Raw genomic sequence first — 13,166 nt, forward strand, 5'->3', positions numbered from 1 at the left:
GGATTACCCCCCACAATTGCGTGGGGGGTAATTCTATTTGCGATATTCGTGATCGAATTCTCAGGCGTGGTCGGATCCGGTAGAAAGGCATACGTGGCTCAGGACAGGCAAGGCGGCAACGGCGGGCGCCGTCCGCGTTCTTCGGCACCGCGCTCGTCGGGCCCTGACCGGGCTCGGCGCTCGCAGCCGAAGCCCGATCGCGAACCGTCCGGCCCGCGAATCCCCGAGAACATTGAGGCCAAACAGCTTTCCCCCGAAATACGCCGAGAGCTCACAACTTTGGACCGTGCCACCGCGGATCTGGTGGCTCGGCATCTGGTGGCGGCCGGCGAACTTCTCGTCGACGATCCCGAGGCCGCACTCGCTCATGCCAAGGCCGCCAAGACCCGCGCGAGTCGCATCGCGGCCGTCCGGGAAGCCGTCGGCATCGCCGCGTACCACTGCGGCGACTGGGCGCAGGCGCTCGCAGAACTGCGCGCGGCACGGCGCATGGGAAGCCGCTCGCCGCTGCTTCCGCTGATCGCCGACTGCGAACGCGGCGTCGGCCGTCCCGAACGCGCCATCGAGTTGGCACGCAGCGACGAAGCCGCGCAACTGACCGGTGACGATGCCGACGAACTGCGCATCGTGGTGGCCGGCGCGCGGTCCGATCTCGGCCAGCACGAACAGGCGCTGGCGCTCCTGTCGTCGCCGCAACTCGACCCCGCCCGCACCGGGCAGACCGCAACCCGGCTGTTCTATGTCTACGCCGAGACCCTGCTGGCCCTTGACCGCAAAAGCGATGCGCTGCAATGGTTCATCCACGCCGCAGCCGCCGATGTCGACGGCGCCACCGACGCCGAAGACCGGATCACGGAGCTGGGCTGACGTGGGCGCGCTCGTTCAGGACCATGACTGCCTCCTGCTCGATCTCGATGGCACCGTCTTTCGCGGCCACGAGCCCACGACCGGCGCCATCGAAACGCTCGCGACGGTCGACGCCCGCACGCTGTATGTGACCAACAACGCCTCGCGGGATCCGGCCGAGGTCGCCCAGCATCTGGACGCCATGGGCTTCGCGGCAACCGCCGATGATGTCGTGACCAGCGCGCAAAGCGCCGCGAACTTGTTGGGAAGCCAGTTATCCCCGGGCGCAGTGGTTCTCGTCGTCGGCACCGACGCATTGGCGGCCGAACTACGCCGCGTCGGCCTCAAACCGGTCCGGCAGTGGTCAGACGACCCTGTCGCGGTGGTGCAGGGACACTCGCCCCAGACCGGCTGGCCGGATCTGGCCGAAGCCGCGCTGGCCATCCGCAACGGAGCGCTGTGGGTCGCGGCCAACGTCGACCTGACCCTGCCCTCCGAACGGGGTCTGTTGCCGGGTAACGGCTCGATGGTGGCGGCGCTGCGCGCGGCAACCGGCGCCGACCCGCAGGTGGCTGGCAAGCCGCAACCCACGATCTTCGCGGATGCGTTGGCGCGCGGCGACTTTCGCACACCGCTGGTGGTCGGGGACCGGCTCGACACCGATATCGCAGGCGCCAACGCGGCCGGTCTGCCGAGCCTCATGGTGCTCACCGGGGTCAGCACCGCCGACGATCTGGTGCGCGCCGCGGCGGCCGAGCGACCCGACTACCTCGCCACCGATCTGCGCTCGCTCTACGCCCGCCCCGACGCGATGCGCATCCACGCGCACCCCGCGTGGCGTGTCGACGTCGACTCCGCCGAAGTGATCGTGCACTCCACCGGACGCGATCCCGCCGATCCGCTGTCGGTGGTGCGGGCCACCGCCGACGCGGTCTGGACCGCCGGTCTCGACGGTGCCACCCTGACGGTGACCGCCGGTGACGACACCGCACGCCAAGCCCTGCACCGGTGCTCCCTGCTCAGTCCGTCGCATCGACTAGCGTGAGTACCGATATGAGTACCGACCCGGACCAGATCCGCGCTCAGATCGCCGCACTGCTGGCTGATCTACCCGACCCCGCCCAAGACGGTGTCGAGCTGGCCGACGCCGACGTCGACGCCCTCGCGGCCCGGCTGGAAGAGGCCCACGAACTGCTGGTCCAGGCGCTGGAATCGGTCGAGAAGGGATGACCGTCAGTGACGCGGCGGGCACGTGTTGATGCCGAGCTGGTGCGACGCGGGCTGGCCCGCTCCCGCCAGCAGGCAGCCGAGCTGATCGGGGCCGGGCGGGTGAGCATCAACGGTATGCCCGCCGCCAAGCCGGCGACCGCGGTCGCCGTCACCGCCACCCTCACCGTTGAAGCCGACGAACGCAGCTGGGTATCCCGAGGTGCCCACAAACTGATCGGCGCGCTGGACAGCTTCGGGCTGGCGGTCGCGGGCCGACGGTGCCTGGACGCCGGGGCCTCGACCGGGGGCTTCACCGAAGTCCTGCTGGATAGGGGCGCCCGCGAAGTGGTGGCCGCCGACGTCGGCTACGGCCAGTTGGCCTGGCCGCTGCGCCGCGACCCGCGCGTGACGGTGATGGAGCGCACCAACGTGCGGGAATTGACTGCCGATGCCATCGGCGGCACCGTTGAGCTGGTGGTGGCCGACCTGTCGTTCATCTCACTGTCCACTCTCCTACCGGCGCTGACCTCGTGTGCCGCACCCGACGCCGATATCGTTCCGATGGTGAAGCCCCAGTTCGAGGTCGGCAAGGACCGCGTCGGGGCCGGCGGTGTGGTCTCCGATCCGCGCCTGCGCGCCGAGGCGGTGCTGGCCGTCGCGGATCGTGCGGCCGAACTGCGTTGGCACACCGTCGCTGTCACCGCAAGCCCGTTGCCCGGCCCGTCGGGCAACGTCGAATACTTCCTGCACCTGCGTGCCCGCACAGACCGCGCCCTACACGGTGAGGCGCTCACGCAGGCGGTGGCCGACGCCATCGCGGAGGGTCCGCAATGACCAACGGCCGCGCTGTCCTCCTGGTTGCCCACACCGCACGCGAAGACGTCACCGAAGTGGCGCGTCGCGTGCACAAGGTGCTGGGCGACAACGGAATCGGGCTACGGATGCTGTCGGCGGAGGCTGTGGACCACCGCGGGCCCGCCAACCTGTCGCCCGACGACATCCGGGCTCTCGGCGTCGAAATCGAGGTGGTCGACGCCGATGAACGGGCCGCCGAAGGCTGCGAACTGGTGCTGGTGCTCGGCGGCGACGGCACCTTCCTGCGTGGTGCCGAGCTGGCCCGCAACGTCGAAATCCCGGTGCTGGGCGTTAATTTGGGCCGGATCGGGTTCCTCGCCGAGGCGGAGGCGGACTCCATCGACAACGTGCTCGAGCGCATCATCAACCGTGACTACCGCGTGCAGGAACGGATGACGCTCGACGTCGTCGTGCGTGTCGAGGGCAGGATCGCCGACCGTGGCTGGGCCCTCAACGAGGCCAGCGTGGAAAAAGGCCCCCGGCTCGGGGTGCTCGGCGCGGTGCTCGAGGTCGACGGGCGTCCCGTGTCTACCTTCGGCTGTGACGGTGTGCTGGTCGCGACGCCGACCGGATCCACCGCGTGGGCGTTCTCCGCGGGCGGACCCATCGTGTGGCCAGACCTGGAGGCAATCCTGGTGGTGCCCAACAACGCCCACGCGCTGTTCGCGCGGCCGATGGTGACCAGCCCTGATGCGGCGATCGCGATCGAGATCGAAGGTCACGGCCACGACGCGCTGGTGTTCTGCGACGGCCGCCGCGAGATGGTCGTACCTGCCGGCGGCCGCGTCGAGGTCACCCGCTGTGGCACCCCGGTCAAGTGGGTCCGCCTTGACAGCGCACCGTTCACCGATCGCCTGGTGCGCAAGTTCCGGTTGCCGGTCACGGGGTGGCGCGGACAGTAGTGCTATCCGAGATCCGCATCGAGGCACTGGGCGCCATCGGCACCGCGACCGCCGAGTTCGATCGGGGGCTCACGGTGCTGACCGGCGAGACCGGCACCGGCAAGACGATGGTGGTCACCGGCCTGCACCTGCTCGGCGGGGGCCGCGCCGACACCACCCGAGTACGCACCGGCGCCAACCGCGCAGTGGTCGAAGGCCGCTTCATCACAGCTGAACTGGGCGACGGGGTGGCCGCCGTCGTCGACGAGATCCTCGACACCTCGGGAGCCGAACGCGACGACGACGGCAGCGTCATCGCCGCCCGCTCGGTCAGCCGGGACGGACCGTCACGCGCCTACCTCGGCGGGCGCAGCGTGCCGGCGAAATTGCTGAGCAATTTCACCACCGAGGTGCTTGCCCTGCACGGCCAGAACGATCAACTGCGGCTGATGCGCCCCGACGAACAGCGTGGCGCGTTGGATCGCTTCGCCGACGTGGAGACCAAACTCAAGCGTTACCGCACGGTGCGCGACGACTGGCTGGCAGCGCGCGGAGACCTCACAGAACGCACCGATCGCGCGCGCGAGATGGCGCAGGAAGCCGATCGGCTGAAGTTCGGCCTCGACGAAATCGACGCTGTCGCACCGCAACCCGGTGAGGACGATGCGCTGGTCGAGGACATCAGGCGGCTTTCGGAACTCGACGCGCTCCGTGAAGCCGCCCAGATCGCCCGCGCCGCGCTGGCCGGCGCGCCTGAGGACGACCCGTCGCACGACGCCACGTCGGCGACAGAGCGCGTCGGGCAGGCCAAGTCCGGGCTGGAAAGCACCGATGACCCCGCTCTGCGGGCGCTCGGCGAGCGGCTCGGTGAAGCGCTGACGACGATCACCGACGTCGCCGCCGAACTCGGCGACTACTTGTCCGAATTGCCCAGCGACGCCAGCACGTTGGAAACCAAGCTGACCCGGCAGGGCGAATTGCGCACGCTTACCCGCAAATATGCCGCCGACATCGACGGTGTGCTGCAGTGGGCCCGCGACGCCCGGGACCGCCTGGTGCAACTGGACGTATCCGAAGAGGCGCTCGCGGAGCTCGAGCGCCGCGTCGCAGAACAGCAGACCAAGGTCGTCACCGCGGCGGCCGAACTGACCAAGGCGCGCACCAAGGCCGCCAAGGGCATGTCCAAAGCCGTCACCCAGGAGCTGTCCGGCCTGGCGATGGCAGGCGCCGAGTTCGCGGTCTCGGTGGCTCCACTGCCGGCCCGGGCCGACGACTCCGCACCCCTGACCCTGCCGTCGGGTCAGACGGTGCACGCCGGTCAGTACGGCGTCGACGCCGTCGAGTTCGGTTTCGCCGCCCATCAGGGCACCGAGCTGCTGCCGCTGAACAAGAGCGCCTCCGGCGGAGAGCTCTCGCGCGTGATGCTGGCACTGGAAGTGGTGCTGGCCGCATCGGCCGAGGGCACCACGATGGTGTTCGACGAGGTAGACGCCGGCGTGGGCGGCCGCGCCGCGGTCCAGATCGGGCGCCGGCTGGCCCGGCTGGCCCGCACCCATCAGGTCATCGTCGTCACCCATCTGCCGCAGGTGGCCGCCTACGCCGACGTACATCTCATGGTCGACAGCGGCAACGGCCGCAGTAAGGCCAGCGTCGTGCGCCGCCTCGACGACGAGGACCGGATCGCCGAGCTGGCCCGCATGCTGGCCGGGCTGGGGGAGTCCGACAGCGGCCGCGCGCACGCCCGCGAACTGCTCGAGGCGGCGCAGAAAGAGCGTGCCGAGCGCGACTAGCGGCTCAGGACGGTGTCGATCAGATTCGCGATGAACCGGGGATCGGCTGGTTCAGAGGTGGCCAGCCTGCGGTAGAACAACGCGCCCGACAGTGCTTCCGACGCGGCCTCCGGATCGACGCGGGCCGGAAACTGGCCGTCGGCGACACCCGAGGCGATCGTGTCGGTCAGGCGTTGTCGCCGTCGTGCCGAGTACCCCTGGAAGAACTCGCGGATGGCTGGCTCGGTTTCGGCGGCGTGCACCAGTGCGGGGATGCACGCCGATACCGCCGAATCGCTGAGCGCACGGGCGAGATGGCCGAGCAGTATCTCCACCCGGTCGCGGGCAGTCCCGGCGGGTGCTTCGCGTTCCGGTTGCGGTTGGACGTTGAGGGTCTCCAGCGCATCGGCGATCAACGCGTGTTTGTCGGGCCAGTGCCGGTAGACCGTGCTGCGGCCCACCCGCGCGCGTGCTGCCACGGCGTCCATCCGGAAGCCCGCGTGACCGGCCGTCGCGAACTCGTCCAATGCGGCACGCAAGATCGTTCGGCGTGAGTGCTGGACACGCGGATCGGGCAGACCTTTCTGGGACATTTTTGTATCATAACCTACAGGAGGTGCAAAGATGAGTGGTATAAGTGTTCGTTACATCGTGGACGACGTCGATGCCGCCGTGCGGTTCTACACCAATGCGCTGCAGTTCGAGGTGGCCATGCGCCCCGCACCCGGGTTCGCCATGCTCCGTCGCGACGAGTTGCGGCTCCTGTTGAATGCCCCCGGCGGCGGAGGCGGCGCGGGTCAGTCGCTCAGCGACGGCAGCCAACCAGTTCCCGGTGGCTGGAATCGATTTCAGCTAGAGGTGGACGACCTCGACGACACCGTTTCAAAGCTCGCCGATGCCGGGGTGGCACTTCGCGCCGACGTGATCACCGGCCGAGGTGGCCGACAAGCTCTGGTGTGCGACCCCGCCGGAAATCTCGTGGAACTCTTCGAGCCCTTCCGGTGAAGTGTTACTCATGTGACAAAAGGGACAGATGTTACGGCGCGCCTCCGACGGATAACGCCGGTGCCTCGACAGAATCGCCGCATGAAGATGTCAGCCCTGCTATCTCGTAATGCCAGCTCACGCCCGGGCATCACCGGCACGGCCCGCGTCGACCGCGACATCGAGAGGCTGCTGCGGCGAATCACGCCGGGCGACATCGTCGTCATCGACGCGCTGGACCTGGATCGGATCACCGCCGACGCGCTGGTGGAATCCGGCGTCACCGCGGTCGTCAACGCCTCGCCGTCGATCTCCGGGCGCTACCCGAACCTCGGCCCTGAGGTGCTGGTCGGCAACGGCGTCACCTTGTTCGACAACACCGGCGAGGAAGTGTTCAAAAAGGTCAAGGACGGCGCCCGGGTGCGCCTGCACGATGGCGGCGTGTACTCGGGGGACAAGCTCCTGGTGCAAGGGGTCGAACGCACCGACCACGACATCCACGAGCTGATGCATGAGGCCAAGAGCGGGCTGGTGGCCCACCTCGAAGCCTTCGCGGGCAACACCATCGAGTTCATCCGCAGCGAGAGCCCACTGCTCATCGACGGGATCGGCATCCCCGACATCGACGTGGACCTCAACCGCCGCCACGTGGTGATCGTCGCCGAGGACACCAGTTCCGCCGCCGACCTCAAGGCGCTCAAGCCGTTCATCAAGGAGTACCAACCGGTGTTGATCGGTGTGGGCTGCGGCGCCGACGTCTTACGCAAGGCTGGGTATCGGCCCGCGCTCATCGTCGGCGACCCCGACAAGATGAGCGCTGACGTGCTGCGGTGCGGCGCGCAGGTGGTGCTGCCCGCCGACGCCGACGGCCACGCGCCCGGGTTGGAGCGCATCCAGGATCTGGGTGTCGGCGCGATGACGTTCCCGGCCGCTGGGTCGGCCGCCGATCTCGCGCTTCTGCTGTGCGATCACCACGGCGCCTCGCTGATCGTCACCGCGGGCCACAGCGCAAGCATCGAGGAGTTCTTCGACCGCTCACGCCAGCAGAGCAACCCGTCGACGTTCCTCACCCGACTGAAGGTGGGGGAAAAGCTCGTAGACGCCAAAGCCGTCGCCACGCTGTACCGCAGCAGGGTTTCCGGCGGGGCGATCGCGATGCTGGTGCTCGCGATGATGGTCGCAGTCATCGTCGCCCTGTGGGTGGCCCGCGCCGACGCGGCCCTGCTGGACTGGGTCGCCGATTACTGGAACCAGTTCCTGCTCTGGGTACAGGGCTGGGTGACCTAGGAGTAGCGCGTGATATCCCTACGCACACACGCGATCTCACTTGCCGCCGTTTTTCTCGCCTTGGCGATCGGCGTGGCGTTGGGATCTGGTCTGCTGTCCAACACGGTGCTGTCCGGCCTGCAGAGCGACAAACGCGACCTCCAGCACCAGATCGACACGCTGAACACCGACAAGAACGCGCTCAACCAAAAGCTCAGCGCAGCCGACGAATTCGATGCGCAGATGTCGCCGCGAATCCTTCACGACGCGATGAAGGACCAGTCGGTGGTGTTGTTTCGCACGCCCGACGCCACCGACGACGATGTCGACGCGTTGACCCGGCTGATCGGACAGGCAGGCGGAACGGTCACCGGAACCATCGCGCTGACCCAGGAATTCGTCACCGCCAACTCCGCCGAGAAACTGCTGTCGGTGGTGAACTCGCCGATTGTGCCCGCCGGGAAGCAGCTGAGCACGTCCTCGGTGGACCAGGGTTCGCAGGCCGGCGACCTGTTGGGCATCAGCTTGCTGATCAACCGGGACCCGAAGGTGGCGCCAGTCGACGACATGCAGCGCGACACCGTGCTGGCGACGCTACGCGACACCGGTTTCATCACCTACGGCAACCAACGGATCGGCCCGGCCAACACCGCGCTGGTCGTCACCGGCGGCGCACTCGGCGAGGACGCCGGTAACCGCGGACCCACCGTCGCACGGTTTGCGGCCGGGTTGGCCCCGCACGGCTCCGGCACCGTCCTCGCGGGCCGCGACGGCTCCGCATCGGGCACCGCGGCCGTCGGGGTGGCGCGCTCCGACGCCGCGCTGAACTCGGCGATCACCACGGTCGACGATATCGACGTCGAAGCCGGCCGGATCACCTCGGTGCTGGCGCTCGGCGACCTCGCCAACGGTGCCCGGCCCGGCCAGTACGGCATCGGGACGGGCGCGACCTCGGTCACCGTCCCGCAGTGACGGCCCTCGGCGCGTCCCCGACGCTCAGGCCCTCGGCGCGTCCCCGACGCTCAGGCCCTCGGCGCGTCACCGACGCTCAGGCCCTCGGCGCGTCACCGACGCGGTGTCACCCTCGGTGTTAGGGTGGGGTTCCGTGGGCTGGCAGGCCCCAAGCTCTAGGAACGGCCTAGAAAAGTAAGCCCTGCCCGTCGTCACGGAGGTTGCTCTTGCCAGCGTTACGCAAGCACCCGCAAACCGCCACCAAGCATCTCTTCGTCACGGGCGGGGTCGTTTCTTCCCTCGGCAAGGGTCTGACGGCGTCGAGCCTCGGCCAACTGCTCACCGCCAGGGGTCTGCGCGTCACGATGCAGAAGCTCGACCCGTACCTCAACGTCGACCCCGGCACCATGAACCCGTTCCAGCACGGTGAGGTGTTCGTCACCGAGGACGGTGCCGAAACCGACCTGGACGTCGGGCACTACGAGCGGTTCCTGGACCGCGATCTGACCGGCTCGGCCAATGTCACGACGGGGCAGGTGTATTCGACGGTCATCGCCAAGGAGCGCCGCGGCGAGTACCTCGGCGACACGGTCCAGGTCATTCCGCACATCACCGACGAGATCAAGCGGCGCATCGTGGCGATGGCCGAACCCGACGCCGACGGACGCCGGCCCGATGTGGTGATCACCGAAATCGGCGGCACCGTCGGTGATATCGAGTCGCTGCCGTTCCTGGAGGCCGCCCGGCAGGTCCGCCATGAGGTCGGCCGGGAGAACTGCTTCTTCCTGCACTGCTCGCTGGTGCCGTTCATGGCGCCGTCGGGTGAGCTCAAGACCAAGCCGACGCAGCATTCGGTGGCCGCGCTGCGCAGCATCGGTATCACCCCGGATGCGTTGATCCTGCGCTGCGACCGCGACGTGCCCGAACCGTTGAAGAACAAGATCGCGCTGATGTGCGACGTCGACGTGGACGGGGTGATCTCCACCCCCGACGCGCCATCGATCTATGACATCCCCAAGGTGCTGCACCGCGAGGAACTCGACGCCTACGTGGTGCGCCGGCTGAACCTGGCGTTCCGTGACGTGGACTGGACGCAGTGGAACGATCTGCTGCAGCGTGTCCACGAGCCCCACGAGACCGTGCGGATCGCGTTGGTGGGCAAGTACATCGACCTTTCCGACGCCTACCTTTCCGTGACGGAGGCGTTGCGGGCGGGTGGGTTCAAGCACCGCGCGAAGGTGGAGTTGCGCTGGGTCGCCTCCGATGACTGCGAATCCGAAAGCGGGGTCGCGGCGGCGCTCGACGACGTGCACGCGGTGCTGATCCCAGGCGGGTTCGGTATCCGCGGCATCGAAGGCAAGATCGGCGCCATCAGCTACGCCCGCAAACGCAAGCTACCGGTACTCGGGTTGTGCCTCGGCTTACAGTGCATCGTCATCGAGGCCGCACGCTCGGTCGGGCTCATCGAGGCCAACTCCGCCGAGTTCGACCCCAAGACACCCGATCCGGTGATCTCCACGATGGCCGACCAGCGCGACGCGGTCTCGGGTGCGGCCGACCTCGGTGGAACCATGCGGCTGGGTGCCTATCCGGCCGTGCTCGAACCGGATTCGATTGTGGCGCAGGCCTACGAAGCCACCGAGGTGTCCGAACGCCACCGGCACCGCTACGAAGTCAACAACGCCTACCGCGACCGCATCGCCGAAAGCGGGCTGCGGTTCTCCGGAACCTCGCCGGACGGCCACCTGGTGGAGTTCGTCGAGTACGACCGCGATATCCACCCGTTCATCGTCGGCACCCAGGCCCATCCCGAGCTCAAGAGCAGGCCCACCCGCCCGCATCCGCTGTTCGTCGAGTTCGTGCGGGCGGCGCTGAACTACAAGGCAGAGGAACGGCTTCCGGGCATGGACATCCCGGAGCACGCAAACGGATCCGAGCATCCCGAGGAGATCGGGCAACTGCTGACGGAGCCCGAACTGCAAAAGTCGCAAGTCCGTGGCTGAGCACGACTTCGAGACCGTCGACTCCGAGACCCGCTACGTCGGAAAGATCTTCGCCCTGCGCGCCGACGAGGTGCGGATGCCGGGCGGCCACACCGCGCGGCGCGAAGTCGTCGAGCACTACGGCGCGGTCGCGGTGCTCGCGCTGGACGACGAGCACAACGTCATGCTGGTGTACCAGTACCGCCACCCGTTCGGCCGCAGGCTGTGGGAGTTGCCGGCAGGCCTGCTGGATGCCGGTGGCGAGCCGCCGCACATCACCGCCGCGCGTGAACTGAAGGAAGAAACTGGTCTGGCCGCAACGACATGGCACACGCTCGTCGACCTCGACTCGGCGCCGGGAACATCCGACGAGAGCGTGCGCGTGTACCTGGCCACCGGGCTGACCGACGTCGGCAGGCCCGAAGCCCACGACGAGGAAGCCGACCTCAAGCTGCAGTGGTTTCCGCTCGAGCAGGCGGTGCAGATGGTGCTGTTCGGTGAGATCGTCAATTCCATTGCGGTAGGCGGAATTCTGGCCACACACGCGACGGGGGATGTGTCCTCACTGCGGCCCGTCGATACGCCTTGGACAGACCGCTCGACCGCGTTCGCTCGCCGCAAGGGCATGTTGTGACCACGTTTCGCACGGCGCTGGAAGACCAGGTGCAGGGCTACCTCGACCACCTGACCATCGAGCGCGGCGTCGCGGCCAATACGTTGAGCTCCTACCGCCGTGACCTGCGGCGCTACACCGAACACCTGACGGGTCGCGACATCGACGACCTGGCCAAGGTGTCCGAAACCGACGTCAGCGATTTCCTTGTCGCGCTGCGTCGCGGCGACCCCGAGGCCGGAACGGTCGCCCTTTCGGCGGTGTCGGCGGCGCGCGCGTTGATCGCCGTGCGCGGCCTGCACCGGTTCGCCACCGCCGAGGGGCTCACCGAGAACGACGTGGCCTGCGCGGTCAAACCGCCGACGCCGAGCCGGCGCCTGCCCAAGAGCCTCACGATCGACGAGGTGTCGGCGCTGCTGGAGGCGGCAGGCGGTGACAGCGAGGCGGACGGGCCGCTGACCTTGCGTAACCGGGCGCTGTTGGAGGTGCTCTACTCGACCGGCGCCCGCATCTCCGAGGCGGTCGGGCTCGACGTCGACGACGTCGACACCCAGGCTCGGTCGGTGTTGTTGCGCGGCAAGGGCGGTAAACACCGGCTGGTGCCGATCGGCCGACCCGCGGTCACCGCGCTGGATGCGTACTTCGTACGGGGCAGGCCCGAGCTGGCGCGTCGCGGCCGGGGCAACGCGGGATTGTCCCCGGGTCGCTCCGCTCCTGCCCCAGGAGCGATCTTCCTCAACGCCCGCGGCGGACGGCTGTCGCGCCAAAGCGCATGGCAGGTGCTGCAGGACTCAGCCGAACGGGCCGGCATCACCGCAGCGGTATCGCCGCACGTGCTGCGGCACTCGTTCGCCACGCACCTGCTCGATGGCGGCGCCGACGTGCGCGTCGTGCAGGAACTGCTCGGCCACGCGTCGGTCACGACGACGCAGATCTACACCATGGTGACCGTCACCGCGCTGCGCGAAGTGTGGGCAGGCGCCCATCCGCGGGCGCGATAGTCAGGCGCCCAGGTACTCCGACTCCAGCACCAGGTCGGGCAGCATCGACTGATACTCGACGTGGGTCTTGTGCTCGACGGTGCGCCACAGCTTGCCCTGCTGTTGGCTCATGTATGCCCGGTACTTCGGGGCGCCGGGGACCAAGACGTTGTCGGCGACGACGACCGACCCGGGATGCAGCCAGCCACGGTCGAGCACGCTCTGCAGATCGGAGAGGTACGCGCGTTTGTCGTGGTCGATGAACAGCACGTCCAGCGTGCCCGCGGCGAAACCGTGTTCGTCGGCCAGCGCGTCGAGGGTCTTGCCGCCGTCACCGAGCGTTCCCACCACGCAGGTAACCCGGTCATCGACCCCGGCATGCGCCCAGATGCGCCGCGCCACTTCGGCGTTGGCCGCGGAGAACTCGACGGAGTACACCTTGGCCGACGGTGCCGCGCGGGCCAATCGCAGCGCGCCGTACCCGCAGTAGGTGCCGAGTTCGAGCACCAGGCGCGGGTCGGCGCGCCGGACCGCGGCATCGAGCAGGGCGCCCTTTTCATCGCCGACGTTCATCAGCATCGACTTCTGATAGGCGAAGTCGTCGATGGTGGCCAGCACGTGCTCGACGTCACCGCGGCGCGCGTGGCGCTCCACGTGCGCCGCACACGCCTGTTCGCGGCCGTCGCCGATCTGGCCGGTCTTCGCGAAACCGGGCATGCCCAGCGCGAAGCGCCAGACCGACCAGCGAAGAAAGGGCAGTTTCTGCTTCAGCGCCATGGCGACACTTTATGCCTCGGTGCGGCCCGATCGCCCCGCATGTTGCCCAGCGG

Annotated in this window: 14 protein-coding genes; 12 read left to right on the forward strand and 2 right to left on the reverse strand. The window is 68.4% G+C overall.

Going from position 1 to position 13,166, the window contains the following annotated elements; translation table 11 throughout:
- Positions 1 to 93: 93 nt before the first annotated feature.
- From ABQE44_RS21035 to recN, 6 genes are read left to right on the forward strand one after another with little or no spacing between them, the layout of a single operon-like run.
- On the forward strand, positions 94 to 867 hold the full coding sequence (locus tag ABQE44_RS21035) for a tetratricopeptide repeat protein (RefSeq protein ID WP_448394072.1): 774 nt from the start codon (positions 94 to 96) through the stop codon (positions 865 to 867).
- A 1-nt stretch (position 868) separates the two neighbouring features.
- Positions 869 to 1,891, forward strand: coding sequence for an HAD-IIA family hydrolase (locus tag ABQE44_RS21040; protein ID WP_448431753.1), 1,023 nt, complete (start codon positions 869 to 871; stop codon positions 1,889 to 1,891).
- Between the two features lie 8 nt (positions 1,892 to 1,899).
- On the forward strand, positions 1,900 to 2,076 hold the full coding sequence (locus ABQE44_RS21045) for a hypothetical protein (RefSeq protein WP_448394070.1): 177 nt from the start codon (positions 1,900 to 1,902) through the stop codon (positions 2,074 to 2,076).
- A gap of 6 nt (positions 2,077 to 2,082) precedes the next feature.
- The gene (locus tag ABQE44_RS21050) at positions 2,083 to 2,889 is read left to right on the forward strand and encodes a TlyA family RNA methyltransferase (RefSeq protein WP_448431755.1); all 807 of its coding nucleotides are present in this window, start codon (positions 2,083 to 2,085) and stop codon (positions 2,887 to 2,889) included.
- Positions 2,886 to 3,812: an NAD kinase gene (locus tag ABQE44_RS21055; protein ID WP_448394068.1), complete on the forward strand. Its 927-nt coding sequence runs from the start codon at positions 2,886 to 2,888 to the stop codon at positions 3,810 to 3,812. Before ABQE44_RS21050 ends, ABQE44_RS21055 begins: the two co-directional genes overlap by 4 nt.
- Complete coding sequence (recN, locus tag ABQE44_RS21060) at positions 3,812 to 5,581, forward strand: DNA repair protein RecN (RefSeq protein WP_448394092.1); 1,770 nt, start codon at positions 3,812 to 3,814, stop codon at positions 5,579 to 5,581. Before ABQE44_RS21055 ends, recN begins: the two co-directional genes overlap by 1 nt.
- Here the strand turns inward: recN and ABQE44_RS21065 are convergent.
- Positions 5,578 to 6,153: a TetR/AcrR family transcriptional regulator gene (locus ABQE44_RS21065; RefSeq protein WP_448394067.1), complete on the reverse strand. Its 576-nt coding sequence runs from the start codon at positions 6,151 to 6,153 to the stop codon at positions 5,578 to 5,580. The two genes, recN and ABQE44_RS21065, sit on opposite strands and share 4 nt — an antisense overlap.
- A 31-nt stretch (positions 6,154 to 6,184) precedes the next feature.
- Between ABQE44_RS21065 and ABQE44_RS21070 the strand changes: the two genes are divergently transcribed.
- The 6 genes from ABQE44_RS21070 to xerD all read left to right on the forward strand — a co-directional run bounded on the left by ABQE44_RS21070 (position 6,185) and on the right by xerD (position 12,357).
- Entirely contained in the window at positions 6,185 to 6,565 is a 381-nt protein-coding gene (locus ABQE44_RS21070; RefSeq protein WP_448394066.1) for a VOC family protein, read from the forward strand.
- An 81-nt stretch (positions 6,566 to 6,646) separates the two neighbouring features.
- Positions 6,647 to 7,831: a putative cytokinetic ring protein SteA gene (gene steA / locus ABQE44_RS21075; protein ID WP_448394065.1), complete on the forward strand. Its 1,185-nt coding sequence runs from the start codon at positions 6,647 to 6,649 to the stop codon at positions 7,829 to 7,831.
- A gap of 9 nt (positions 7,832 to 7,840) precedes the next feature.
- Positions 7,841 to 8,782 (forward strand): copper transporter, encoded by a 942-nt coding sequence (locus tag ABQE44_RS21080; RefSeq protein ID WP_448394064.1) that lies wholly within the window; start codon positions 7,841 to 7,843, stop codon positions 8,780 to 8,782.
- Between the two features lie 206 nt (positions 8,783 to 8,988).
- Positions 8,989 to 10,764, forward strand: a complete 1,776-nt coding sequence (locus ABQE44_RS21085) for a CTP synthase (protein ID WP_448431757.1) — start codon at positions 8,989 to 8,991, stop codon at positions 10,762 to 10,764.
- Complete coding sequence (locus ABQE44_RS21090) at positions 10,757 to 11,377, forward strand: NUDIX domain-containing protein (protein WP_448431759.1); 621 nt, start codon at positions 10,757 to 10,759, stop codon at positions 11,375 to 11,377. Before ABQE44_RS21085 ends, ABQE44_RS21090 begins: the two co-directional genes overlap by 8 nt.
- Positions 11,374 to 12,357, forward strand: coding sequence for a site-specific tyrosine recombinase XerD (xerD, locus tag ABQE44_RS21095; protein ID WP_448394061.1), 984 nt, complete (start codon positions 11,374 to 11,376; stop codon positions 12,355 to 12,357). The genes ABQE44_RS21090 and xerD overlap by 4 nt, the downstream gene beginning before the upstream one ends.
- Here xerD and ABQE44_RS21100 read toward each other — a convergent pair whose 3' ends face one another.
- Positions 12,358 to 13,113, reverse strand: a complete 756-nt coding sequence (locus tag ABQE44_RS21100; RefSeq protein ID WP_448394060.1) for an O-methyltransferase — start codon at positions 13,111 to 13,113, stop codon at positions 12,358 to 12,360.
- Between the last annotated feature and the right edge of the window lie 53 nt (positions 13,114 to 13,166).

It is taken from the genome of Mycolicibacterium sp. XJ2546 (assembly GCF_053483195.1).

Coding starts and splice junctions, on each gene's coding strand:
- ABQE44_RS21100 (WP_448394060.1), bottom strand. CDS start 13,113: ATGGCGCTGAAGCAGAAACTGCCCTTTCTTCGCTGGTCGGTCTGGCGC.
- ABQE44_RS21045 (WP_448394070.1), top strand. CDS start 1,900: ATGAGTACCGACCCGGACCAGATCCGCGCTCAGATCGCCGCACTGCTG.
- ABQE44_RS21055 (WP_448394068.1), top strand. CDS start 2,886: ATGACCAACGGCCGCGCTGTCCTCCTGGTTGCCCACACCGCACGCGAA.
- steA (WP_448394065.1), top strand. CDS start 6,647: ATGAAGATGTCAGCCCTGCTATCTCGTAATGCCAGCTCACGCCCGGGC.
- ABQE44_RS21070 (WP_448394066.1), top strand. CDS start 6,185: ATGAGTGGTATAAGTGTTCGTTACATCGTGGACGACGTCGATGCCGCC.
- ABQE44_RS21065 (WP_448394067.1), bottom strand. CDS start 6,153: ATGTCCCAGAAAGGTCTGCCCGATCCGCGTGTCCAGCACTCACGCCGA.